The 23454-nt window shown below is 69.0% G+C and carries 20 protein-coding genes and 1 riboswitch; of the genes, 16 read left to right on the top strand and 4 right to left on the bottom strand.

From position 1 onward, the window contains the following. Positions 1-16: 16 nt before the first annotated feature. On the bottom strand, positions 17-193 hold the full coding sequence (locus tag ASF27_RS09635; RefSeq protein WP_056170275.1) for a CbtB-domain containing protein: 177 nt from the start codon (positions 191-193) through the stop codon (positions 17-19). Positions 194-245: 52 nt separating this feature from the next. Beyond that, a riboswitch (cobalamin riboswitch) is annotated at positions 246-443 on the bottom strand. A 109-nt stretch (positions 444-552) separates the two neighbouring features. Here ASF27_RS09635 and cobU point away from each other — a divergent pair. The 3 genes from cobU to ASF27_RS09620 are packed head-to-tail and all read left to right on the top strand — an operon-like array spanning position 553 to position 3153. Further along, a complete protein-coding gene (gene cobU, locus ASF27_RS09630) occupies positions 553-1086 on the top strand; it encodes a bifunctional adenosylcobinamide kinase/adenosylcobinamide-phosphate guanylyltransferase (RefSeq protein ID WP_200918732.1) in 534 nt (177 codons plus the stop codon). After that, the gene (cobO, locus tag ASF27_RS09625) at positions 1083-1685 is read left to right on the top strand and encodes a cob(I)yrinic acid a,c-diamide adenosyltransferase (RefSeq protein ID WP_056260724.1); all 603 of its coding nucleotides are present in this window, start codon (positions 1083-1085) and stop codon (positions 1683-1685) included. The genes cobU and cobO overlap by 4 nt, the downstream gene beginning before the upstream one ends. Before the next feature lie 13 nt (positions 1686-1698). Then, a complete protein-coding gene (locus ASF27_RS09620; protein WP_200918730.1) occupies positions 1699-3153 on the top strand; it encodes a cobyric acid synthase in 1455 nt (484 codons plus the stop codon). A 291-nt stretch (positions 3154-3444) separates the two neighbouring features. Here the strand turns inward: ASF27_RS09620 and ASF27_RS09615 are convergent, their stop codons facing one another. Beyond that, positions 3445-4506, bottom strand: coding sequence for a DUF3616 domain-containing protein (locus ASF27_RS09615; RefSeq protein WP_244480962.1), 1062 nt, complete (start codon positions 4504-4506; stop codon positions 3445-3447). A 35-nt stretch (positions 4507-4541) separates the two neighbouring features. Then, on the bottom strand, positions 4542-5543 hold the full coding sequence (cbiB, locus tag ASF27_RS09610; protein WP_056359551.1) for an adenosylcobinamide-phosphate synthase CbiB: 1002 nt from the start codon (positions 5541-5543) through the stop codon (positions 4542-4544). Between cbiB and cobD the strand changes: the two genes are divergently transcribed. After that, the gene (gene cobD / locus ASF27_RS09605; RefSeq protein ID WP_244480961.1) at positions 5544-6539 is read left to right on the top strand and encodes a threonine-phosphate decarboxylase CobD; all 996 of its coding nucleotides are present in this window, start codon (positions 5544-5546) and stop codon (positions 6537-6539) included. It begins immediately after the preceding gene. On the opposite strand, the gene ASF27_RS09600 is transcribed toward cobD, so the two are convergent. Continuing rightward, the gene (locus tag ASF27_RS09600) at positions 6532-7722 is read right to left on the bottom strand and encodes an MFS transporter (protein WP_056170266.1); all 1191 of its coding nucleotides are present in this window, start codon (positions 7720-7722) and stop codon (positions 6532-6534) included. The genes cobD and ASF27_RS09600 overlap by 8 nt on opposite strands. A gap of 368 nt (positions 7723-8090) precedes the next feature. On the opposite strand from ASF27_RS09600, the gene ASF27_RS09595 reads away from it, so the two are divergent. The 12 genes from ASF27_RS09595 to ASF27_RS09540 all read left to right on the top strand — a co-directional run bounded on the left by ASF27_RS09595 (position 8091) and on the right by ASF27_RS09540 (position 23451). Then, positions 8091-8291 carry a hypothetical protein gene (locus tag ASF27_RS09595; RefSeq protein ID WP_056170262.1) on the top strand — a complete coding sequence of 67 codons (201 nt, stop codon included), beginning with the start codon at positions 8091-8093 and terminating at the stop codon, positions 8289-8291. Positions 8292-8517: 226 nt separating this feature from the next. After that, positions 8518-9924 (top strand): malonyl-CoA decarboxylase, encoded by a 1407-nt coding sequence (locus ASF27_RS09590; protein WP_056260720.1) that lies wholly within the window; start codon positions 8518-8520, stop codon positions 9922-9924. A gap of 30 nt (positions 9925-9954) precedes the next feature. Next, complete coding sequence (locus ASF27_RS09585) at positions 9955-11475, top strand: malonyl-CoA synthase (RefSeq protein ID WP_056359548.1); 1521 nt, start codon at positions 9955-9957, stop codon at positions 11473-11475. Positions 11476-11628: 153 nt separating this feature from the next. Then, positions 11629-12783, top strand: a complete 1155-nt coding sequence (locus ASF27_RS09580) for a YihY/virulence factor BrkB family protein (RefSeq protein WP_056359545.1) — start codon at positions 11629-11631, stop codon at positions 12781-12783. A gap of 72 nt (positions 12784-12855) precedes the next feature. Further along, positions 12856-13257: a peptide-methionine (R)-S-oxide reductase MsrB gene (msrB, locus tag ASF27_RS09575; protein ID WP_244480960.1), complete on the top strand. Its 402-nt coding sequence runs from the start codon at positions 12856-12858 to the stop codon at positions 13255-13257. A 252-nt stretch (positions 13258-13509) separates the two neighbouring features. Next, positions 13510-14376 carry a hypothetical protein gene (locus ASF27_RS09570; protein ID WP_056304503.1) on the top strand — a complete coding sequence of 289 codons (867 nt, stop codon included), beginning with the start codon at positions 13510-13512 and terminating at the stop codon, positions 14374-14376. 151 nt (positions 14377-14527) lie between these two features. Continuing rightward, a complete protein-coding gene (locus ASF27_RS09565) occupies positions 14528-15928 on the top strand; it encodes a dicarboxylate/amino acid:cation symporter (RefSeq protein ID WP_056359537.1) in 1401 nt (466 codons plus the stop codon). A gap of 10 nt (positions 15929-15938) precedes the next feature. Further along, positions 15939-16850, top strand: coding sequence for an ROK family protein (locus ASF27_RS09560; RefSeq protein WP_056359533.1), 912 nt, complete (start codon positions 15939-15941; stop codon positions 16848-16850). Between the two features lie 60 nt (positions 16851-16910). Continuing rightward, positions 16911-17918, top strand: coding sequence for a metalloregulator ArsR/SmtB family transcription factor (locus ASF27_RS09555; RefSeq protein ID WP_056170241.1), 1008 nt, complete (start codon positions 16911-16913; stop codon positions 17916-17918). Positions 17919-17980: 62 nt separating this feature from the next. Next, positions 17981-18901, top strand: a complete 921-nt coding sequence (gene metF, locus ASF27_RS09550) for a methylenetetrahydrofolate reductase [NAD(P)H] (protein ID WP_056260709.1) — start codon at positions 17981-17983, stop codon at positions 18899-18901. A gap of 174 nt (positions 18902-19075) precedes the next feature. Further along, entirely contained in the window at positions 19076-22828 is a 3753-nt protein-coding gene (gene metH, locus ASF27_RS09545) for a methionine synthase (RefSeq protein WP_056170235.1), read from the top strand. Positions 22829-23019: 191 nt separating this feature from the next. Next, the gene (locus tag ASF27_RS09540; RefSeq protein ID WP_056170711.1) at positions 23020-23451 is read left to right on the top strand and encodes a hypothetical protein; all 432 of its coding nucleotides are present in this window, start codon (positions 23020-23022) and stop codon (positions 23449-23451) included. Positions 23452-23454: the final 3 nt, after the last annotated feature.

The raw sequence follows: 23454 nt of genomic DNA, 5'->3' as shown, positions 1-23454 counted from the left end.
TTCAGGCGCCAGGCGCTCAGTGGCAGGGAAAATTCTGGGTGTGGCGGAAATCGTGCGCCGCGTTGTGGAGCGCCATCGCCGGGGCGAAGCCCGCCATGAACACGAGGCCGAGGCCGAGGAACGCGGCGACGAGAACGGCCCCGAGGCGCTCGTTGGTGCGGGTGCCGGTCAGAACGAGGGTGTTGGTCGACATCGGTTGATCTCCTGGCCGCCCCGCCGGCGGCCGTGGTCGAAGGTGAGGACGAAGGTCCCCGGTGCCGGACGGCAGGTCTCCTGGCTCGCGGGTCATCCGGAACCTGCCGCCTTCCCGGATCGCTCCGGTGGCCGATGGCAGGCCCGTCGCCGCTCACAGTTGCGGGGGCAGCCGCGGTTTCAAGGCGCTTGCCCCTCACCGCGTTCCCTTTTCACCCCGTCGCCGGGGCACCGTCCGATCCCGATGCTTCTACGCGGTCGCGCGATCCCTGACAACGCGCCGCTGTGCCGTTTGCATCGCCTTTGACCACACAAGGGCGTTTCGGGCTAAAGAAGCCCTATGCGGCAGCCGTCCCCCCCATGACCGAGATATTCCCCCGTGTGACCCTCGTCCTCGGCGGCGCGCGCTCGGGCAAGAGCGTCCATGCCGAGGGGGTGATCGAGGCGCAGCCGCCACCCTGGCTGTATCTCGCAACGGCCCAGGCCTGGGACGACGAGATGCGCGACCGCATCGCCCTCCACCGCACCCGAAGGTCGGCCGACTGGATCACGCAGGACGCGCCGATCGACCTGCCCGAGGCGGTCGCGGCCGCGCGCGGACCGGTACTGGTGGATTGCCTCACCCTCTGGCTCACCAACCTGATCCTGGCGGAGGCCGACGTCGAGGCCGCGACCGGGGCGCTGCTCTCCGCTTGCGCCGACGCGCCGGGGCCGGTGGTCCTGGTCGGCAGCGAGGTCGGCCTCGGCATCGTGCCCGACAATGCCCTCGCCCGCCGCTTCCGCGACGCGGCAGGGCGGCTTCATCAGCGCCTCGCCGCACAGGCCGACCGCGTCGTGTTCATGGTGGCGGGGCTGCCGATGATCGTGAAACCCCAACTTGGAGACCACGCATGAGCGACGCCGCCGACCGCCATCGGGAGAAGATGGAGAAGCGCAAGGCCGTGCAGGATGCCGAGGTGGCGGAGAAGACCATCGAGAAGGGCCTCCTCATCGTCAACACGGGTCCCGGCAAGGGCAAGACCACGGCGGCCCTGGGCCTGATGCTGCGGGCGCTGGGCCACGGCTGGCGGGTCGGCGTGGTGCAGTTCATCAAGGGCGCCTGGGACACGGGCGAGAAGCACGCCCTGAAGGCCTTCGGGAACCAGATCGACTGGCACACCCTCGGCGAGGGCTTCACCTGGGAGACCCAGGACAAGGCCCGCGACATCGCGGCGGCCGAGCACGCCTGGGCGAAGGCCCTGGATCTCATGGCCGATCCGAGCATCCGCCTCGTGGTGCTGGACGAACTCAACATCGCGCTGCGCTACGACTACCTGCCCATCGACGACGTGGTGGCGACGTTCCGGGCACGCCGACCGGACCTCCACGTCATCGTCACCGGCCGCAACGCCAAGCCGGCCCTCGTCGAGGCCGCCGACCTCGTCACCGAGATGGGCTCCGTGAAGCACCACTTCGCGGCGGGCGTGAAGGCGCAGGAGGGGATCGAGTTTTGAGGTTCCAGCCGTCATGACCCGCGCCATCATGATCCAGGGCACCGGTTCGGATGTCGGCAAATCCCTCATCGTCGCCGGTCTGTGCCGCGCCTTCGCCCGGCGCGGGCTGCGAGTGCGGCCGTTCAAGCCGCAGAACATGTCGAACAACGCCGCCGTCACGGCCGATGGCGGCGAGATCGGACGGGCCCAGGCGCTCCAGGCGAGGGCCGCCGGAGTGGCGCCCTCGGTCCACATGAACCCGGTCCTCCTCAAGCCCCAGAGCGAGACCGGCAGCCAGATCGTGGTGCAGGGCCGGATGGTCGGCCAGGCCGCGGCCCGGGACTACCAGGGCTGGAAGCCGCGCCTCCTCGGGGCCGTGCTCGAAAGTTTCACCCATCTGAAAGCCGAGGCCGACCTCGTCGTAGTCGAGGGCGCCGGCTCGGCGTCGGAGGTGAATCTGCGCGCCGGCGACATCGCCAACATGGGCTTTGCCCGCGCGTCGAACACGCCGGTGATCCTGCTCGGCGACATCGACCGGGGCGGCGTCATCGCCAGCCTCGTCGGCACGAAGGCGGTGATCGACCCGGCCGACGCGGCGATGATCCGGGGCTTCCTCGTCAACCGCTTCCGCGGCGATCCGAGCCTGTTCGCCGACGGCATGGACCTCATCGCCCGCCACACGGGTTGGCCCAGCCTCGGGCTGATCCCGCATTTTCCGTTCGCCGTCCGCCTGCCCGCGGAGGACGTTCTGGGACTGGTCGGCTCCGAAGCAGGCGCGGCGGGTCGCACGGTGGTGGCCGTCCCCGTCCTGCCGCGCATCGCCAATTTCGACGATCTCGATCCTCTGCGGGGCGAGCCGAACGTCTCCGTGGTTCTGGTTCGTCCGGGGGAGCCGATCCCCGTGGCCGACCTCGTGCTCCTGCCGGGCTCGAAGACCACCATCGCGGACCTCGATGTCTTTCGGTCCGAGGGCTGGGATATCGATCTCGCCGCCCATGTCCGGCGCGGCGGCCGGGTGCTCGGCCTCTGCGGCGGCTACCAGATGCTTGGGCGCCGCCTCGCCGACCCGTTCGGGATCGAGGGCGCGCCCCGGACGGTGCCGGGTCTCGGGCTCCTCGACGTCGAGACGGTGATGACCCCGGTCAAGCGCCTCGAGGCCGTCACCGGCACCTCGTTGCCCGACGGCGTACCGTTCTCGGGCTACGAGATGCACCTGGGTGATACCACCGGACCCGACGCGGCGCGCCCGCTCGTTCGTTTCGCCGATGGGCGCCCGGACGGGGCGATTTCGGCCGACGGCCGGGTCGCCGGCACCTACGTGCATGGCCTGTTCGCCGACGACGCGCAGCGCGCCGCGTGGCTCGCGCGCCTCGGCGCCCGGTCCGGCGGCGACGCCTACGAGGCGGGGATCGAGACCGTGCTCGACGCGCTCGCCGACCACCTAGAAGCCCATGTGGATTGCGACCGGCTGCTCGTCCTGGCGGCGTAGCGGGTCAGGCGTGGGGCGATCCTTGCGGAAGACGAGCGCGGTCGCCGGCATCGCCGTCATCGACTCCGTCGGCAATTCCCGCGGCTTCATCGTGCAGGATGCCACGCCGCGCATCCGCACTGGCGCGCCTTGGCCCCGGTCTAGGACCTCGCGGGTTGTCTCGGGCTGCGGGCCTGATGGTTCTCGGTACTGTCGGTGCTCCGCCGCGGTACTGCGCGTCGAAGCACGCCGGCGGTCGGTCAGGCCGGAGCAATATCGGTTCGACCCGTCCTGATGCGCCGAGCCGGCCGCCTACGGGATCGCCACCGCATACTCGCGCGGCGCGCCGTTCACTACGCTGTCGAACACCACCAGCACCCGACCGGGGCCGAGGCGCACGACGCCTTCGGGCTTCGCCCTGGAATCGTCGCCGTCCAATGGCGCAAGGGTGCCGAGCGCCGCGACCTTGCCGGACGACGGATCCGCGAGGAACAGCCCATAAGGCACCGACAAGCCGTTGCGGGTCGGACCCGAGAGGACGAGAAGGCGACCATCCGGCAGGACGGTGAGATCACGGATGCCGGCATCGGCCCCGAGGGCGAGGGGGATCGTCGTCGGCTTGACGTCGAGCGGCGCGTCGCCGGGGGCGAACAGGGGCGCGACGGGTACGGAGACGAGGAAGGCCCGTCCGTCGATGACGGGCGCGCGGAGACCCGCGTAGAGAGTGTCGCCGATGACCGCGAGGCCCTCGACGTTGAGACCGGAGAGCGGTTTGCCGCCCTCGCGGGGTTCCAGATCCTTCAGAAAGTACGCGCCCACCGTATCGGCATTTCGCAGGGCGTCGCCGAGGCGGTAGGTCGTCTCCACCCTGGTCCCGGTGGCGTCGGCGCGCAGGCGCGCGAGGATTGCGGTGGAGAGCTTGAACTCCCGCCCCCGCCGGCTGCAGCCATGTGAGCCGGTGACGTAGAAGTCGGGTGCCGCATACGCCACGGCCTCGCCGTCCATCTCGCGGTACGCGCCTTGGCCCAGGGTGCAGTCGCCCGTGGTCGGGGGCGCGCCGACGGTGGCGGTGGGCGGCTTGCGGCCGACGATGTCGACGACGGCGCCCGGCGTCAGCGTCGTGCCCTGGAGGGTGACGAACTGGGCGCCCGCCGCCTCGTCGTCCACCACGACGCAGTTGCGCCGACCGGCTTCGGCCGGCGCGCAGGCGATGCCGCTGATGTCCTCGGCCGGCTTGGTCTTCTTCTTCGTGATCTCGCCCGCCAGTCCTTCGGCGACCGCGTAGGGCTGCCCCACGGGCTGCAGCATCTCGGCCCGGGCCGGCGACAGGAACGCCAGTCCCCATGCGGCAGCGACGAGGGAAGGACGAATCATGCGGTATCTCCGACGGACGGGCGGCGTGGCCGTGCTCATAGCAGCGCAACCGCGACGAGGGCGAACGTCACCGCGGTGAGGCCGAACAGCAGGAGGCACGCCGTGCGATAGAGGGCCAGCGCCCGCTCCACGTCGGCCGGGCCCGCCTCGGCGCGGCCATCGCCCATCCAGGCATCCTCGACTGAGGTCGCGCCGTAGACGCGCGGACCGGCGAGCCGCAGGCCGAGGGCTCCGGCCATGGCGGCCTCGGGCCACCCGGCGTTGGGCGAGCGGTGGCGTCGGGCGTCGCGCCGGAGGGCCCGCCATGCCGCGCCCGGCGAGGCGCCGCTCTGAAACAGCGCCGCCACGACGATGAGTCCGCCGGCGAGGCGCGAGGCCGGCAGGTTGACGAAGTCGTCGAGGCGGGCGGCGGCCCAGCCGTACGCTTCGTGGCGCGGGGTGCGATGGCCGATCATGCTGTCGGCGGTGTTGATCGCCTTGTAGAGCGCGCCGCCCGGCAGGCCGCCGACGCCGATCCAGAATGCCGGCGCCACGATCCCGTCGGAGAAGTTCTCGGCGAGACTCTCGATGGCGGCCCGGCAGATGCCGGCCTCGTCGAGGGTTTCGGGATTGCGACCGACGATCATCGACACGGCGACGCGCCCGCCCGTCAAGCCGTCGTCACGAAGATCCGCCGCCACGCGGGCGACGTGGTCGTGCAGGCTACGTTGGGCCGGCAGGCTGGCGCAGAGCAGGCCGAGGGCCACGAGGCCGCCCCAGTTGCCGAACAGCGCCGCGGTGGCCGTGAGCCCGAAGGCGGTCCCGGCCACCGCGGCAAGAAGCAGGACCAGCCCAAACATGCCCATGATCCTGCGGCGGTACTGGCCACCCGTGTTCAGCCCCCCGTCGAGCCGGCCGATGAGGGCGCCGATCCAGGTGACAGGGTGGCCGAGCGCCCTGTAGAGCCGGTCGGGATAGCCGGCGGCCGCTTCGACGGTCAGGGCGAGCAGCAGGATGGCGAGCGTATCGGGCGGATGGGTGAAGGCGGTCCAGGGCATGTGGGTTCGGTCAGCGAGCCAGTCCCCATCGCGCATGGCGGCGATCTCGACGCGGCGCGCACCCTGTTCCCGGATGCGCCGACACCGTGGATCGACCTCTCGACGGGGATCAATCCGGTGCCCTACCCGTGTCCGCCCCTCGAGGCCAGCGTGTTCCACCACCTGCCGTCGTCGGCCGACCTCGCGGCCCTGAACGCGGCGGCGGCCCGGGCCTACGGTGTCGCCGATCCGCGCGGGATCGCGGCCGCCCCCGGCACGCAGATCCTCATCGAGACCCTGCCGCGCCTGTGGCCCCGCGCCCGTGTCGCCGTGGTGGGGCCGACCTATGCCGAGCACGCGGCCGCGTGGGGGAGGGCCGGCCATTCCGTCGTGGCCGTGTCGACGCTCGACGCGGAGGCCGACGTCGTGGTGGTGGTCAATCCGAACAACCCCGACGGGCGGACCTGGGACGGCGCCACGCTCCGCACGCACGCGGATCGGCTGGCGGCACGTGGCGGCCTCCTGGTGGTGGACGAAGCCTTCGCGGATCTCGAAACCGTCGACTCCCTCGGGCCGCATCTCCGGCCGGGTCTCGTGGTCCTGCGCTCCTTCGGCAAGACCTATGGGCTCGCTGGCATTCGACTCGGCTTCGCCCTGGCGGAGCCTACCCTTGCGGGCCGCCTCGCGGAGGCGCTCGGCCCCTGGGCGGTGTCGGGACCGGCGCTGGCCATCGGCCGGGCGGCGCTCGCCGATGCCGAATGGCGCTGCGCCGCGTCGGTCGCGCGCGGTGCCGATGCGGGACGCCTCGACCGGATGATCGCCCGCGCCGGTGGGCGGGTGGTCGGCGGAACCCGCCTGTTCCGCACGGCGGACTTCCCGAACGGGCCGGAACTGTTCGCGCGACTCGGCGCCGCCGGGATCTACGTCCGGCGCTTCGCCGCGGCCCCCGCGCGCCTGCGCTTCGGCCTGCCGGCGGACAGGACCGAATGGTGCCGGCTCTCCCGGGTCCTCAGGTAACCTTCGGCGTCCCGGGCTCGAGGATCGCGACGAGGAGGCCGGCGCCCGAGAGGGCGAGGCCCACGGCGCAGACGCCGGGCCAGCCGGCCATGAGGAAGGCTTGGCTGCCGGCGAAGGCCCCGAGCGCCCCGAACACGAACATCACCGTGAAAAGAACCGTGTTCACCCGTCCGCGCGCGCCCGGGACGAGGGCGTAGACCCGGGTCTGGTTGGCGATGAGTGCGCCGTTGAGGCCGATGTCGATGAGGAGAACGCCGAGCCCCACGGCCACGAGGGAGACGTTGCCGCCGGCCCACAGGACCACGAAGGCCGCCACCACGAACAGGCTGCCGGCCACCACCACGGGCCGGGCGCCGCGCCGGTCGGTGTAGCGGCCCGAGACCGGCGCGATGAACGCGCCGACGACCCCGATGACGCCGAACAGCCCGGCGCCGGCCGCCGTGAGATCGAAGGGCGGCGCTTCGACCAGGAGGGCGAGGGTCGTCCAGAACGCGTTGAAGCTCGCAAACAGCAATCCCTGGCACAGGCTGGAGCGGCGCAGGGCCGGCTGGGTGCGAACCAAGTGGAGGATCGACACCATCAGGGCGCGGTAGCGAAGGGGCCTGGTCTGGGCCGTGCGTGGCAGGGTCGCGGCGGCGATCCCGGCGATGATCAGCGCCACGGCGCTGGCGGCGTAGAACACCGCGCGCCAGCCGTATTGCGCGCCCACGAAGCCACTCACCGTCCGCGCCAGGAGGATGCCGCTGAGGAGCCCGGTCATCACTTGGCCGACCATGCGGCCCCGGGTGGCGTCGGGGGCGAGTTCGGCGGCGAATGGCACCGCCTGCTGCGCGGCCGAGGCGAGAAACCCGATGGCGAGGCTCGCTCCTGCGAGCGCTCCGAGGTTGGGACTCATGGCCGCCGCCAGGAGGGCCACGGCGAGGCCGAGCATCTGCGCCAGGATCAGGCCGCGCCGCGGCAGGCTGTCGCCGATGGGCACGAGGCACAGAATGCCGAGGCCGTAGCCGACGAGGGAAGCGGTCGGCACCAGGACTGCCGCCCGGTCACCGAATTCGCTCACCAGCAGGGCGAGAAGGGGCTGGTTGTAGTAGATGTTCGCCACGGCGCCCCCGGCGATGAGGGTGAGGCCGAGGCGTGCCCGAAGGGTGAAGTCGTGGTCCGTCGCCGGTGCTGTTCCGCTCATGCCGCGCCCCGTGTCGCCGCCGGGCACCAAGCGCACGTCTCTGGCATGGCCGAAAGCGTCATGGCCGAAAACCTTCCGATCGGGGTGAGGAGGGGTGAGTAAGGCCCAGCGGGCCGTGTCGGCAAGGCCGGTGGAGCGGGCCGGCCGGACGCGTCGTCGCAGGACCGTTACCTTCGGATGAGCCCGTTCTCATGTTTTCGAGGTAGGGACTGCACGATTTGACGGCCAAGGCCACCCGAAGACGGCGTACAAGCCGGGCGAGGCTCTTGGAATACGCGGATTCTTGCGGTCTGATCGTGAACGGGATCGGGTGATGCCACGCTTCGTTCCGCCGGAGCGCGGTGCCGGGTCCGATGACGGAGCCTCGCATGCCGAATTACCGTATCGAGTTCGCCAAGGAGATTCTCGGGGTACCGTTCCCCGTCGGCTCCGTTGCCATTGTTCGAGCCCGCGATCCCATGCGGGCCCTGCGCGCTGCCGAATTGCGCTTCGCGCGCCAGCACGGGGTCGAGGATTGGCGGGAGCGGGCCGACCGGGCCGAGATCATTGCCGGCGGGGATGCGAGCTGAGGGACACGGCGTTCCTTTCTCGTATCCGAGTCCACGCAGGCGTTCGGCGGTTCTGCGGAAAGAACCTTCGTCCATCGCTCGCCGAAGCTTGGGGGCCGTGACTGCGAACCCGCCTCGGTCCCTGGTCCTTCGAGCGGGGCCGTCATAGAAGGTTCGTCGAACCCTGCGCGGATGCGTGGGGTGGATACGCCCGGTCCGGGCGCCAGCACGGGGACGGGCAGCTTCCATGGCGGCGATCTCTTTCTTCGGCGATCTGCTGCAGACCATCAGCGACCGCGGCCGCGACCTCATCGGGTTCGGACGCGGCGACCTCGCCGCCCGTGCCGATCCGGGGGAACTCGTCAAGCTCTGCGAGGATCTCATTTCCCGCCGCGGCGAAGCCTCGGGCGTCGCCCTCGCCCGCCTTATCCTCGACCGCTACGCCAGCCTCGCCCGGCCCGAACGGGCGAGCTTTCTCCGCCTCGTCGCCACCGAGTTCGCCGCGGACCACGAGGCCGTCGACGAGGCCATCGCGGCCTACCGTGCCGACCCGACCCGGGCGGCGCTCGGCGTTCTGCACGACGCAGCCGAGCCGCGCAGCCAGGAACTGATCCGCCGCCTCAACCTCGCCCGGGACGGCACCCTCGCGCTGGTCCGCATGCGGGAGGACCTGCTCGGGCTACGCCGCGCCCTGCGGGACGAGGAGGCCGACCCCGATCTCATCGACGCGGCCGACAGCCTCGACAGCGATTTCGAGCATCTGTTCGCCTCGTGGTTCAACCGCGGCTTCCTCGTGCTGCGCCACATCGACTGGACGACGCCCGCCCACATCCTCGAGAAGATCATCCGCTACGAGGCGGTCCATGCCATCGCCGACTGGGACGACCTGCGCCGTCGCATCGAACCCCGTGACCGGCGCTGCTTCGCGTTCTTCCACCCGGCCCTCGTCGACGAGCCGCTGATCTTCGTGGAGGTGGCGCTCACCGCCGCCATCGCCCCGGCCATCGCCCCGATCCTGGCCCACGAGCGCGAGATCCTGGCGCCGCGCGCGGCCACCACGGCGATCTTCTACTCGATCTCGAACTGCCAGAAGGGGCTCGCCGGCGTCACCTTCGGCAACTTTCTCATCAAGCAGGTGGTGGAGGATCTCGCCCGAGAGATTCCGAGCCTGAAGACCTTCGTCACCCTGTCGCCGGTACCGGGCTTCGCGACGTGGCTCGACCGCGAGCGCCGGGCCGACGCGCCGCAGGGGCTGACCCGCGAGGATGTCGAGGCCCTGCGGATCATCGACGAGCCGGACTGGCAGGCCGACAAGACGAAGTGCGAGGCCGTCCGCAAGGCGATGATCCCGGCGGCCGCCGCCTACTTCCTCCGCGCCAAGAACGAGCGCGGCAAGCCCCTCGACCCCGTCGCCCGGTTCCACCTCGGCAACGGGGCCCGGCTGGAACGCCTGAACTTCCTCGGCGACGTCTCGGCCAAGGGGCTGGCCCAGTCCCGTGGGCTGATGGTGAATTACCTTTACGACCTCGCGGCCATCGAGAAGAACCACGAGACCTACGCCAACCTCGGGACCGTCGCAGCTTCCGGCGCGGTGAGCCGCGAGTTGCGCAACAATCTGCCGCCCACCCGCGCCGTGGCTCTCGCCGACGCGTGAGAGTTCGACCGAAAGCCACCTGAAGCCCGCATGCCCAATCACCTCTTCGATCTCGTCCGCGCCAACCTGCCTGCCGATCCGACCACGAAAGCCTTCGTCGAGACGGGAGACGGCACGCACTTCACCTATGCCGACCTGCTCGCGCGTTCGGGCGCATACGCGGGGGCCCTCGTCGGGCTTGGGGTGAAGCCCGGCGACCGGGTCGCGGTCCAGGCTGAGAAGAGCCCGGAATTCCTGTTCCTGTACCTTGGGACCGTGCGGGCCGGGGCGGTGTTCCTGCCGCTGAACACCGCCTACACCGCCCACGAGGTCGCCTACTTCCTCGGGGATGCGGAACCCTCGGTGTTCGTGTGCGATCCGGGCAAGCACGGGGCCTTGGAGTCGATCGCGCGCGATGCCGGCGTGGCGCAGGTGCGGACCCTCGATGCATCCGGGCGCGGGAGCATGGTCGCGGCGGCGGATGCGGCGGCGGATGACTTCACCGACGTGGCGCGCGGGGCCGACGATCTCGCCGCCATCCTCTACACCTCCGGCACCACCGGGCGCTCCAAGGGCGCCATGCTCACCCACGAGAACCTCGCCTCGAACGCCCGGACCCTGGCGGCGTTCTGGCGCTTCACGGCCGACGACGTGCTGCTGCACGCCCTTCCGGTGTTTCACACCCACGGCCTGTTCGTCGCCACCAACACCGTTCTGGCCACGGGCGGCACGCTCCTGTTCCTGGCGAAGTTCGATGCGGCACAGGTTCTCGGGCTGATGCCGCGTGCGACGGCGATGATGGGCGTGCCGACCTTCTACACCCGCCTTCTCAGGGAGCCGGGACTCGATCCCGCCGCCACGAAGACGATCCGGCTGTTCGTCTCCGGCTCGGCGCCCCTCCTCGCTGACACGCACCGCGACTGGCAGGCCCGCACGGGCCACGCCATCCTCGAGCGCTACGGCATGACCGAGACCAACATGAACACCTCGAACCCGTATGACGGGGCCCGTGTCGCCGGCACCGTCGGATCGGCGCTGCCGGGCGTCGTCGTCCGGGTGGTGGACCCCGAGACGGGGGCCGCACTCGGCACCGACGCCGTTGGCATGATTGAGGTGAAGGGCCCCAACGTGTTCCAGGGCTACTGGCGCATGCCGGAGAAGACCGCGGCCGAGTTCAAGGCCGACGGGTTCTTCATCACCGGCGACCTCGGCAAGATCGACGCCGACGGCTACGTGCACATCGTCGGGCGCGGAAAGGACCTCATCATCACCGGTGGCTACAACGTCTATCCGAAGGAGGTCGAGAATGAGATCGATGCCCTGCCGGGTGTGGTCGAATCGGCGGTGATCGGCTTGGCCCATGCCGATTTCGGTGAAGGCGTCGCGGCCGTGGTCGTCGCCCGGGAGGGCGCTCCCGACGAGGCCACGATCCTGCGCACCCTCGAGGCGCGACTCGCCCGCTACAAGTGCCCCAAGCGGGTGCTGTTCGTGGAGGATCTGCCGCGCAACGCCATGGGCAAGGTCCAGAAGAACGTCCTGCGGGAAACCCATGCGGATCTTTTTCGCACCTGACGCAGGCGCCTGCGGCGCGCCTGGAAGATCCACGCCTGCGGCGCGCCTGGAAGATCCACGCCTGCGGCACCTTTGGAACGTCCGCATCCGCGTTGACGTTTGTCCGAGCGTAAGCTCAAGCTTGGCTTCCTGAACCAACCGGTCCACGCTGCGATGTCTTCCTCCCCCGAACCGGCGACCGCTTCGAGCGGCGCGGCTTCCGTGCTGTGGACCCTGGCCATGGGGGCGGCCCTCGTCGCCCTCGCGGCCGGCACGAGCGGGCGGCCACGACGGGATCGGCCCGCCGCCGCGCCCGAGCCCGACCGGTGCCGGGAGGAGGGGGCGCGCTCCCACAGCGGGCGCTCCGCCGAATGGGTCGCGGCCACGCAGATCGAGCGCGGTCGCGCCGCCCGGACCCCAATGGAGATCACCTCCAAGGGCTGGAAGGACATCCTGTTCCGGGTCTACCTCGAGTTCAACAAGGACCGGGTGCTGTCGGTCGCCGCCGGGGTGACGTTCTACACCCTCCTGTCCCTGTTCCCGGCCATCGCCGCCCTGGTCACCTGCTACGGCCTCGTCGCCGATGTCGGATCCATCAACGAGCATCTGGCGAGCCTGCAGGGCGTGCTGCCGTCGGGGGCCATCGAGATCATCGGCGATCAGGTCAAGCGCATCGCCGCCAAGGGCGGAGGGTCCCTGGGGCTGACCTTCTTCACGAGTCTTCTCATCTCCCTCTGGAGCGCCAACGCCGCCATGAAGGCGATGTTCGATGCCCTCAATGTGGTCTACGAGGAGGAGGAGAAGCGCTCGTTCGTGATGCTGAACCTGCGTTCGCTCACCTTCACCATCGGCGCCCTGCTGTTCACGATCTTCGCGCTGTCGAGCATCGTCGTGCTGCCCCTCGTGTTCACCTTCGTGGGCTTCAGCGACACCGCCTGGCTTCTGGCGCAGCTGCGCTGGCCGGCCATGCTGGTGGTGGTGCTCGGCGGCCTGTCGCTGCTCTATCGCTACGGGCCGAGCCGGGAGCGGCCGCGCTGGCGCTGGGTCGGCGTCGGCGGCGCCGTCGCCGGCGTGCTGTGGCTCATCGCCTCGATCTTATTCTCCTGGTACGTCTCGAGCTTCGGCAACTACAACGAGACCTACGGATCCCTCGGGGCGGCCATCGGCTTCATGACGTGGATCTGGATCTCGACGACCATCGTGCTGCTCGGCGGCGAGATCAACGCCGAGATGGAGCACCAGACCGCGCACGACACCACCACGGGCGCTCCCTTGCCCATGGGCGCACGCCGGGCCCGGATGGCCGACACCCTCGGCGCCGTGGCCTGACGCCCGGCCTCCTCGGGGCGGGGCCGGGACCCTATCTAGGGGACACACCGTTTCCTCTCGATGGATCAAATCATGACCGCACCGACCGCCGACACCCGCACCGACGCCGAATGGCGCGAGATTCTTTCCCCCGAGCAGTACCGTGTCCTGCGTGGGCACGGCACCGAGCGCGCCGGAACGAGCTGCCTCAACGCGGAGAAACGTCCGGGCGTGTTTCATTGTGCCGGGTGCGATGCCCCGCTGTTCGAGAACGGCACCAAGTTCGAATCCGGCACCGGCTGGCCGAGCTTCTTCGCGCCGTTCCCCGACGCGGTCGAGACCCAGGTCGACCGCAGCCATTGGATGACCCGGACGGAGGCCCATTGCGCCCGGTGCAAGGGCCATCTCGGCCACGTCTTCGACGACGGACCCGCCCCCACCGGCCTGCGCTACTGCATGAACGGGGTTTCGCTCCGCTTCGAACCCGAGGTGTGAGACGGATCGGCTCCGAAGGTCGTATGACCCGCTGAGCTGGGGACGGCGCGGTGGATCGCGGGGGTGGTCCGGCGCGCGATCTTGATTTCTGTGGTGTTTTGCTTAGTCCCGAGAGTCAATTTTTAAATGAATACCGCAGCTTCGGTCTGGGAAGGGGATGCCTGACGCATTCCTTTCCGGATCGAGACGCCCTCGATTGTCAGTCCGGCGGATCTTCGACCGTGGGACGAACAGACCTCCGGAGAGTCCGCAATGAGCATCGTCCGCCGGTTCCTCGTCGCCCCGTCCCTCGTTCGCCTGATCCGCAAGGAGCGTGGTGGCGCACGGGTCACCGAGGGCTACTTCGCGCCCCAGGCCGGACGGGTCTCGTACGTTCGGGTCGATGGCCAGCAATGCCATCTCGTCCTCGTCAACACGGATCAGAACGGCGCTTCGAGCGAGGAGCGCACGGACGTGCCGCGCGCCCATGGCGACGCCCTCCTCGACGTCTGCAGCGGCAAGGCGCAGTACGACCGCACGGTGATCGCGCTCGGTGCCGGCCGTGAGGCGCGGGTCGACCGTTACGTCGCCCCGGGCAATCTCGACCTCGTGAGCGTGACCTTCGACGAGATCGGAGACGCAAACGGCTTCTCCGTGCCGGTCTGGTTCGGCCCCGAGGTGTCCGGCGACGCGGCGTACGAGCGCCATGCCGTCGCCCTCCAGGGCGTACCTCAGCCGGGCGAGATCGCCCTGAGCAACGCCGCCCTGGAAGCGGTGCTCGACCTCGTCGAACCCCGGTTCGGCTTCGGCCGCTACGGCGGCGCGTCGGGTGCCGCCGCGAAGCCGGCGGACGAGGACGGGATGATGAAGGCCTTGCGCCGGGTCGCCGGGGGCGGAGCCGCTGCCCAGCCCAGCCCGCAGGCCGCGGCCCCTGCGCCGGTCGCGGCGCCCGAGCCTGCTCACCCGGAGGCTGGCCAGAACGACGCCCGCATCGACGAGGTCATCGAGAGCCTGTCGCAGGCACTCGGCAATCCGCAGCCCCTGCCGCCGGAGGGCGAGCCCGCCCAGCCGGCGCGTGCCGAAGAGGCTGCGGGCGAATTCGAACGCTGGACTGTCCGCCCGCGCCGCAACCAGACCTGATCGGCGTCCCCGATCGGCCTGATGAAGGTGGCACGTTTGAGAATGTCACTTTCATCCCTGCCTGTGCGATTGAGTGGTGCACGCAACTTCGCTAGCGTCGTGGGCAAGAAACACGAAGGCGTGCGCGGTTCAGTGCACGGGCGAGGGAACCATGGCCCAGGCGATGACACACGGCACGGCGGCCGAGCCCCCCCGGGTGGCCGAGCCCTGGTACAAGGTTCTCTACATCCAGGTGCTGATCGCCATCGCGCTCGGCATCCTGCTCGGCTACCTCCATCCGGAATGGGGCAAGTCGGTCAAATGGTTGGGCGACGCCTTCATCGCTCTGATCAAGATGATGATCGCGCCGATCATCTTCTGTACCATCGTGCACGGTATCGCATCCATCGGTGACCTGAAGAAGGTCGGCCGCGTCGGCCTGAAGGCCCTCGTCTATTTCGAGGTGGTGTCCACCATCGCGCTTCTCATCGGCATCCTCGTCGGCGAGGTGGTGAAGCCCGGCGCCGGCTTCAACGCCGACGTGACGAAGCTCGATGGCAAGGCCGTCGAGAAATACGCCAAGTTGGCCGCCGACGACTCCGTGACGGGCCACATCATGGCGCTGATCCCGAAGAGCTTCTTCGATGCGTTCGCCACCGGCGACCTGCTTCAGGTACTGCTGATCTCGATCCTCACCGGCGTCGTCGTCACCGGCATGGGCAAGCGCGGCGAGGCCATCACCCACGCCATCGACACGATGGGGCAGATCTTCTTCCGCATCATCGGCCTCGTGGTGAAGCTCGCGCCCATCGGCGCCTTTGGCGCCATGGCCTTCACCATCGGTCAGTACGGCATCGGCAAGGTCGTCGATCTCGCCTGGCTCGTCGGCACCTTCTACGTCACCGCCTTCCTGTTCGTGGTGATCGTGCTCGGCGGCATCGCCCGGGTCGCCGGCTTCTCGATCTTCAAGTTCCTCGCCTACATCAAGGACGAACTCCTGATCGTGCTCGGCACCTCCTCCTCCGAGACGGTGCTGCCGCACATGATGACGAAGATGCGCCGGCTCGGTGCCTCGGACTCCGTTGTCGGACTCGTGATCCCGACGGGGTACTCGTTCAACCTCGACGGCACCAACATCTACATGACCCTGGCGAGCCTGTTCCTCGCCCAGGCCGTGGGAGCGGACCTGTCGTTCGGCCAGTATGCGACCATCATTCTCGTGGCGATGCTGACCTCGAAGGGGGCCTCCGGTGTGACGGGCGCCGGCTTCATCACCCTGGCGGCCACGCTCTCGGCCATTCCCAACAACCCGGTGCCGGTGGCCGCCATGACCCTGATCCTCGGTGTCGACAAGTTCATGTCCGAGTGCCGGGCCATCACCAATCTCATCGGCAACGGCGTCGCAACCGTCGTGGTCAGCCGCTGGGAGGGCGAACTCGACCGGGAGAAACTGCGTCAGGTGATGGACAACCCCATCGCCATCGGTACGGACATCTCGGATCACGCACCCAACATGGACCCGATCACCACGCCGTCCGCGGCGTCGGCGCCCATCCCCGTCCCCGCACGCTGATCGGAACGTCTTGCGCCTCGGAATCGACCTCGGCGGCACCAAGATCGCCGGGGTCGTCCTCGACGCGGCGGGCATGATGCGGGCCGAGGCCCGTGTCCCCACGCCACGCGAAGATTACTCAGGCACCCTCGCGGCCATCGCGGCCCTGGTCGAAGGCCTCGAATCCCGCACCGGCCCCGTCCGCAGTGTCGGGGTCGGAATGCCGGGGGCCATCGCGCCGGCCACCGGTCTGGTCAAGAACGCCAACTCGACATGGCTGAACGGCCGTCCCTTCGCCGACGACCTCGTTCACGCCCTCGGCCGCCCCGTGCGCGTCGAGAACGACGCCAATTGCCTCGCCGTATCGGAGGCCGTCGACGGGGCGGGTGCCGGTGCCGCCGTGGTCTGGGCGATCATTCTCGGCACCGGCGTCGGCTCAGGCATCGCCCTCGAAGGACGAGCCCTCGCCGGGCGGTTGCGTATCGCCGGCGAGTGGGGCCACAATCCTCTCCCCGCACCCCGTGACGATGAGCGCCCGGGACCCGCCTGCTATTGCGGCCGCTCCAGTTGTATCGAAACGTGGTTGTCCGGACCCGCACTCGCCGCCGACCATGCCCGGCGCAGCGGGCGGCCCATCACCGCCGAAGCCGTCGTGGCGGCGATGCGCGCAGGCGATCCCGTCGCGCAGGAAACGTTCGCGCGCTACCGCGACCGCCTCGGCCGGGCTTTGGCGCAGGTCGTCAACATCCTCGATCCCGATATCATCGTGATCGGCGGCGGGCTGTCGCGTCTGCCCGAGTTGTTCGAGGGCCTGACGGAGCTCACTGCCCCGCACGTGTTCTCGGACCGCTTCGACACGCCCATTCGTCCGAGCCTGCATGGCGACGCCTCCGGAGTCAGAGGGGCGGCCTGGCTGTGGGACCCTGGTACCGATGGCGCCTGACGCGCCGTGAGGAGACGAGACCCCTTGTCAGGGGCAAGAATTGCACATAAACATATCTTTATGTCTATCGCAGGCCCCATAGCGGACTCATCGGTGCCGTTCACGCATGCCCTCGGCGTGCTGCGCGCGGCGGCCGAAGAGACGCGCCTGCGTATCCTCGCCCTGCTGGCGGACGGGGAATTGTCGGTCTCCGACCTCACCGACATCCTCGGTCAGTCGCAGCCGCGCATCTCCCGGCACCTCAAGCTTCTCGTGGAAGCCGGTCTCGTGGAGCGCCATCGCGAAGGAGCCTGGGCGTTCTTTCGCCTCGTCGATGGCCGCGCCGGCCTCGTCGACCCCCTCATCGCCGGGCTCGACTCCCGAAGTGCTCCGATCTCCGAGGATCGGGCGCGACGCGAAGCCGTGCGGGCGCAGCGCGCCGAGGCGGCCCAGACCTTCTTCGCGCGTCTCGCTCCGAAGTGGGATCACCTGCGCTCGCTCCATGTGCCGGAGGCCACCGTCGAGGCCGCCGTGCTCGATGCGCTGGGCAACCGGCCGATTCACAACCTCATCGATCTCGGCACCGGCACCGGCCGGATGCTCGGACTGCTCGCCGGCCGGGCCAGCCGGGCGACGGGCCTCGATTCCAACCATGCCATGCTGTCGGTGGCGCGCGCCAACCTCGAGCGGGCCGGCCTGTCGCGGGTCGATCTGCGGCAGGGCGACATCCATGCTCCGCCGTTCGGGCGCGGCAGCTTCGATCTGGTGCTGGTTCACCAGGTCTTGCATTACCTCGACGATCCGGCTCGCGCCCTGCGCGAAGCCGTGCGGCTCGTGGCGCCGGGGGGGCGTCTCCTCGTGGTGGATTTCGCGCCCCACGATCTCGAGTTCCTGCGTGAAACCCAGGCCCATCGCCGCCTCGGCTTCGCACCCGAGCAGGTGACGGGCTGGCTCAACGATGCAGGACTGTCCACCGTCACCACCCGCGATCTCGCCCCTCCGCCGGCCCTGGCCCACCACCAGCTCACCGTGACGCTCTGGCTCGCCTCCGAAGCCGAAGAGGCCGGGCTTGAGCGGGCCGTCGCCTGACCGACGCACGTCACATCCTGTTCGCGATCCGTCTGAACCGACCGACATTGAGGACGACCCCGATGCCCACCGCCTCCCAACACCGCGCCAGCCGCGACGGCTACCGTCCGATCAGCGTCTCCATCGAGTTCTTCCCGCCGAAGACCGACGAGATGGAGAAGATCCTGTGGTCGTCCATCGAGCGCCTGGCGCCGCTACAGCCGAAATTCGTCTCGGTGACCTATGGTGCCGGCGGATCGACCCGTGAGCGCACCCACAACACCGTGGCCCGCATGGTCCGGGAGACGGGTCTCAGGCCCGCCGCCCACCTCACCTGCGTCGATGCCACCCGCGAGGAGATCGACGCCGTCGTGCAATCCTACTGGGATGCCGGCGTGCGCCACATCGTGGCCCTGCGCGGCGACCCTCAGGACGGCGTCGGTACGACCTATCGTCCGCATCCGGGCGGCTACGCCCAGACGGCGGACCTCGTCGCCGGGATCAAGCGCATCGGCGACTTCAAGGTCTCGGTCTCGGCCTACCCTGAAAAGCATCCCGAGGCCGCCAGCCTCGACGCCGACATCGACGCGCTGAAGGCCAAGGTCGACGCCGGCGCCGATCAGGCGATCACGCAGTTCTTCTTCGAGAACGACATCTACCTGCGCTACGTCGACAAGGTGCGGGCGGCGGGCATCGATATCCCAATCATCCCGGGCATCCTCCCCGTCCAGAACTTCAAGCAATCGGCCAACTTCGCCCGCCGCACCGGCGCCTCGGTGCCGTACTGGCTCGCCGCCCGCTTCGAGGGGCTCGACAACGATGCCGACACCCGCCGCCTCGTGGCGGCGGCGGTGGCGGCCGAACAGGTGCTCGATCTCGTCGATCGCGGCGTCAACGACTTCCACTTCTACTCGATGAACCGTTCCGACCTCGTCTACGCCATCTGCCATCTCCTCGGCCTGCGTTCGCAGGCCCCGAAGGTGGCGGCGGCGAAGGCGGCCTGAGCACACGCGTTCGACCTTCTCAGAATCTCATCCTGAGGCGCCCGCGTCGGCGGGCCTCGCAGGAGGACACCAGCACCAATGTGCGAACGGGAGCCCTCCTTCGAGGCCTCCGCTTCGCTCCGGCACCTCAGCACGAGGTGGTTTGATGGGACCCAGCGTCTCCAAGGATACACCATGACCGACCTGCGACCCGTCGATGGAAAAGAGATCGAAGCCGCGCTCCGTGCGCGCGCCGCGGAAAAGATCCTCGTCCTCGACGGGGCGATGGGCACCGTGATCCAGCGCCTCGGCTACGGCGAGGCGGACTTTCGCGGCAGCCGCTTTACGGATCACGGCCACGACCAGAAGGGCAACAACGACCTCCTGATCCTGACGCAGCCCGATGCGATCCGGCAGATCCACCTCGACTACTTCCTCGCCGGCGCCGACATGTGCGAGACCAACACGTTCTCGGGGACCACCATCGCCCAAGCCGATTACGGCATGGAATCGATCATCCACGAGCTCAATTCGGAGGGCGCGCGCCTCGCCCGCGAGGCCGCCGCCCTGGCCGAAAAGCAGGACGGCCGCCGCCGCTTCGTGGCCGGCGCCATCGGCCCGACGAACCGCACCCTGTCGATCTCACCGGACGTGAACAATCCCGGCTACCGCGCCGTGACCTTCGATGAGGTGCGTCAGGCTTACATCGAGCAGGTGCGCGGCCTGATGGACGGGGGCGCCGAACTCATCCTCATCGAGACCATCTTCGACACCCTCAACGCCAAAGCGGCGGTCGCCGCCGCCTGGGCGGTGTTCGAGGAGCGGGGCATGGTCCTGCCGATCATGATCTCGGGCACGATCACGGATCTCTCCGGCCGCACCCTCTCGGGCCAGACCCCGGAGGCGTTCTGGAATGCGCTCCGCCACTCCGCGCCCCTGACCATCGGCCTCAACTGCGCACTCGGCGCGAAGGAGATGCGCGGCCACATCTCCGAGCTGTCGCGCATCGCCGACACCCTGGTCTGCGCCTATCCGAATGCGGGCCTGCCCAACGAATTCGGTCTCTACGACGAGAGTCCCGAAGCCATGGGGAAACTGGTGGGCGAGTTCGCCAGCGCCGGTATCGTCAACATGGTCGGCGGCTGCTGCGGCACCACCCCGGACCACATTCGCGCCATCGCTGAAGCCGTCGCGGGGTGCAAGCCCCGTGCGATCCCGGAAGTGCCACGCCTGATGCGCCTGTCGGGCCTGGAGCCGTTCACCCTGACGAAGGAGATCCCCTTCGTGAATGTCGGCGAGCGCACCAATGTCACGGGCTCGGCCAAGTTCAGGAAGCTGATCACCGCCGGCGATTACGCGGCGGCCCTCGACGTCGCCCGGGATCAGGTGGCGGCGGGCGCCAGCATCATCGACATCAACATGGACGAGGGCCTGCTCGATTCCGAGAAGGCCATGGTCGAGTTCCTCAACCTCGTCGCGGCCGAGCCCGACATCGCCCGCGTGCCGGTGATGATCGACTCCTCGAAGTTCCACGTCATCGAGGCTGGGCTCAAGTGCGTCCAGGGCAAGGCGATCGTGAACTCGATCTCCATGAAGGAGGGCGTGGAAAAATTCATCGCCGACGCGAAGGTGTGCCGCTCCTACGGCGCCGCCGTGGTGGTGATGGCCTTCGACGAGCAGGGCCAGGCCGACAGCTACGAGCGCAAGGTCGAGATCTGCACCAAGGCCTACCGGGTTCTGACCGAGGAGATCGGCTTCCCGCCGGAAGACATCATCTTCGATCCGAACGTGTTCGCGGTGGCCACCGGCATCGAGGAGCATAACGGCTACGGCGTCGCCTTCATCGAGGCGACGAAGACCATCCGCGAGACCCTGCCCCATGCCCACATCTCGGGCGGCATCTCGAATCTCAGCTTCGCCTTCCGGGGCAACGAGCCCGTGCGCGAGGCCATGCACGCGGTGTTCCTGTATCACGCGATTCAGGTCGGCATGGACATGGGCATCGTGAATGCCGGCCAGCTCGCGATCTACGCCGAGCTTCCGGCCGAACTGCGCGAGCTGTGCGAGGACGTGGTCCTCAACCGCCGCGACGATTCCACCGACCGTCTGCTGGAGGCGGCGGAGCGCTTCAAGTCCGGCGGCGGCGTCCAGGCGAAGACCGCCGACCTGTCCTGGCGCGAGGCGCCGGTGCAGAAGCGCATCGAGCACGCCCTGGTCAACGGCATCACCGAGTACATCCTCGCCGATACCGAAGAGGCGCGCCTGGGCGTCGAGCGCCCGCTCCACGTCATCGAGGGCCCGCTGATGGCCGGCATGAACGTGGTCGGCGACCTGTTCGGTTCGGGCAAGATGTTCCTCCCGCAGGTGGTGAAATCCGCCCGCGTGATGAAGCAGGCCGTGGCCTACCTCGAGCCGTTCATGGAGGCGGAGAAGCTCGCCAATGGCGGTGACGGCAAGCGCCAGGCCGCCGGCAAGATCCTGATGGCGACGGTGAAGGGAGACGTCCACGACATCGGCAAGAACATCGTCGGCGTCGTGCTCGCCTGCAACAACTACGAGATCATCGACCTCGGCGTGATGGTGCCGGCGGCCAAGATCCTCGACGTGGCCAAGCGCGAGAACGTCGACATCGTCGGCCTGTCCGGCCTCATCACCCCGTCGCTCGACGAGATGGTGCACGTGGCCGCCGAGATGGAGCGCGAGGGGTTTTCGGTTCCCTTGCTCATCGGTGGGGCCACGACCAGCCGCGTCCATACCGCCGTGAAGATCCACCCTTCGTACAACCGGGGCCAGACCGTCTACGTGACGGATGCCAGCCGCGCCGTCGGCGTGGTGTCGAGCCTGCTGTCGAAGGAGACACGGGATTCGACCATCGAGAAGGTCCGGGCCGAGTACAGGAAGGTCGCCGACGCGCACGCCCGCTCGGAGCTCGACAAGCAGCGCCTACCGCTGGCGAAAGCCCGCGCCAACCCGTTCCGGATCGACTGGTCGGGCTACCAGCCGAAGAAGCCGAGCTTCACCGGCACGCGGGTCTACTCCTCCTACGAGGTCGCCGATCTCGTGCCCTACATCGACTGGACGCCGTTCCTGCAGACCTACGAGTTCAAGGGCCGCTACCCAGCGATCTTCGAGGATCCGAACCAGGGGCCGGCGGCGAAGGCCCTGTTCGACGATGCGCAGGAGATGCTCGCGCAGATCGTCGCCGAGCGCTGGTTCAACCCGAAGGCGATCATCGGCTTCTGGCCGGCCAACAGCATCGGCGACGACATCGCCCTCTACACCGGTGAGAGCCGCTCCGAGAAGCTCGCGACTTTCCACGGCCTGCGCCAGCAATTGTCGAAGCGCGACGGACGTGCCAACACCTGCCTGTCGGATTTCGTCGCTCCCGCCGACACCGGTATCGCCGATTACGTCGGCGGCTTCGTGGTCACGGCTGGCCTGGAGGAGGTTCGTATCGCCGAGCGCTTCGAGCGGGCCAACGACGATTACCGCTCGATCCTGGTGAAGGCGCTGGCCGACCGCATCGCCGAGGCCCTCGCCGAGCGCATGCACGAGCGTGTGCGGAAGGACTTCTGGGGCTACGGCGCCGATGAGACCTATGCGCCCGAGGACCTCGTACGCGAGGAATATGCCGGCATCCGTCCCGCCCCCGGCTACCCGTCGCAACCCGACCACACCGAGAAGGTGACGCTGTTCGATCTCCTCAAGGCGGAGTCGCGCATCGGTGTGAAACTCACGGAATCCTACGCCATGTGGCCGGGCTCCTCTGTCTCGGGTCTCTACATCGCCCATCCGGAAGCGCATTATTTCGGCGTCGCCAAGGTCGAGCGCGATCAGGTCGAGGATTACGCGCTCCGCAAGGGCATGGATCTGGGGCAAGTCGAGCGCTGGCTCGGGCCGATCCTCAACTACGATCCGGCCCGCTATCTCGCAGCGGCGGCGGAATAGGGTACGAAGCCCCTCCTCGCTTGCGGGGAGGGGCGATGATGGTCCGGACGTCGAAACGCGCGGGAGTGTGTCCGGGCAAGGCTTGACCGTGGGGACGGCTGCGCTTCAATGCCCGCCGAGACTTTGGCGAGGCCAGACGGAAGGGCGCCCCGATCGTGTACCGGCTGACCAGCCCCGTGCTGTCGACCAAGATGCCCGCGGCGCTGGCGGTCATCACCCTCGGCCTGCTGGCCTCGGGCTGCACCGGCTTCTCCTACCTGTCGAAGACCTATGTCAGCCTGACCCCCCAGGTGGTCACCATCGGCTGCAAGGATCCCTACGAGGTCTACGACCAGCGACGCCTGCGCAAGATGCTCATCGTCTCCAATTCCCTGCGGGAGGTCACCGGCTGCGGGATCGACGACCGGCTCGAGGGCGGCGACCCGGCCCTGACCCGAACCAAGCGGTTTCGCGATGCGGCCCGCACCTATCTCGACGAAACCGTGCGGGAGGATTGCCGGATCACCGGCGAGACCGTGTTCACGGATCTCCAGACGGAGTTCGCCTACACCTGTGCCGGTCCGATCGAGCCACGCGGGACCAAAGTCCCGCGCCTGCCGGGTCGCAACCGCGTCGGGCTCTGAAGG

Origin of the sequence: Methylobacterium sp. Leaf102 (assembly GCF_001422425.1) — a bacterium.
Taxonomy (GTDB): domain Bacteria; phylum Pseudomonadota; class Alphaproteobacteria; order Rhizobiales; family Beijerinckiaceae; genus Methylobacterium.
The sequence above is the reverse complement of the archived record's forward strand: the minus strand, read 5'-3'. Positions and strand labels throughout refer to the sequence as shown.

Coding starts and splice junctions, on each gene's coding strand:
- ASF27_RS09635 (WP_056170275.1), bottom strand. CDS start 193: ATGTCGACCAACACCCTCGTTCTGACCGGCACCCGCACCAACGAGCGC.
- cobU (WP_200918732.1), top strand. CDS start 553: ATGACCGAGATATTCCCCCGTGTGACCCTCGTCCTCGGCGGCGCGCGC.
- cobO (WP_056260724.1), top strand. CDS start 1,083: ATGAGCGACGCCGCCGACCGCCATCGGGAGAAGATGGAGAAGCGCAAG.
- ASF27_RS09620 (WP_200918730.1), top strand. CDS start 1,699: ATGACCCGCGCCATCATGATCCAGGGCACCGGTTCGGATGTCGGCAAA.
- ASF27_RS09615 (WP_244480962.1), bottom strand. CDS start 4,506: ATGATTCGTCCTTCCCTCGTCGCTGCCGCATGGGGACTGGCGTTCCTG.
- cbiB (WP_056359551.1), bottom strand. CDS start 5,543: ATGCCCTGGACCGCCTTCACCCATCCGCCCGATACGCTCGCCATCCTG.
- ASF27_RS09600 (WP_056170266.1), bottom strand. CDS start 7,722: ATGAGCGGAACAGCACCGGCGACGGACCACGACTTCACCCTTCGGGCA.
- ASF27_RS09595 (WP_056170262.1), top strand. CDS start 8,091: ATGCCGAATTACCGTATCGAGTTCGCCAAGGAGATTCTCGGGGTACCG.
- ASF27_RS09590 (WP_056260720.1), top strand. CDS start 8,518: ATGGCGGCGATCTCTTTCTTCGGCGATCTGCTGCAGACCATCAGCGAC.
- ASF27_RS09585 (WP_056359548.1), top strand. CDS start 9,955: ATGCCCAATCACCTCTTCGATCTCGTCCGCGCCAACCTGCCTGCCGAT.
- ASF27_RS09580 (WP_056359545.1), top strand. CDS start 11,629: ATGTCTTCCTCCCCCGAACCGGCGACCGCTTCGAGCGGCGCGGCTTCC.
- msrB (WP_244480960.1), top strand. CDS start 12,856: ATGACCGCACCGACCGCCGACACCCGCACCGACGCCGAATGGCGCGAG.
- ASF27_RS09570 (WP_056304503.1), top strand. CDS start 13,510: ATGAGCATCGTCCGCCGGTTCCTCGTCGCCCCGTCCCTCGTTCGCCTG.
- ASF27_RS09565 (WP_056359537.1), top strand. CDS start 14,528: ATGGCCCAGGCGATGACACACGGCACGGCGGCCGAGCCCCCCCGGGTG.
- ASF27_RS09555 (WP_056170241.1), top strand. CDS start 16,911: ATGTCTATCGCAGGCCCCATAGCGGACTCATCGGTGCCGTTCACGCAT.
- metF (WP_056260709.1), top strand. CDS start 17,981: ATGCCCACCGCCTCCCAACACCGCGCCAGCCGCGACGGCTACCGTCCG.
- metH (WP_056170235.1), top strand. CDS start 19,076: ATGACCGACCTGCGACCCGTCGATGGAAAAGAGATCGAAGCCGCGCTC.
- ASF27_RS09540 (WP_056170711.1), top strand. CDS start 23,020: ATGCCCGCGGCGCTGGCGGTCATCACCCTCGGCCTGCTGGCCTCGGGC.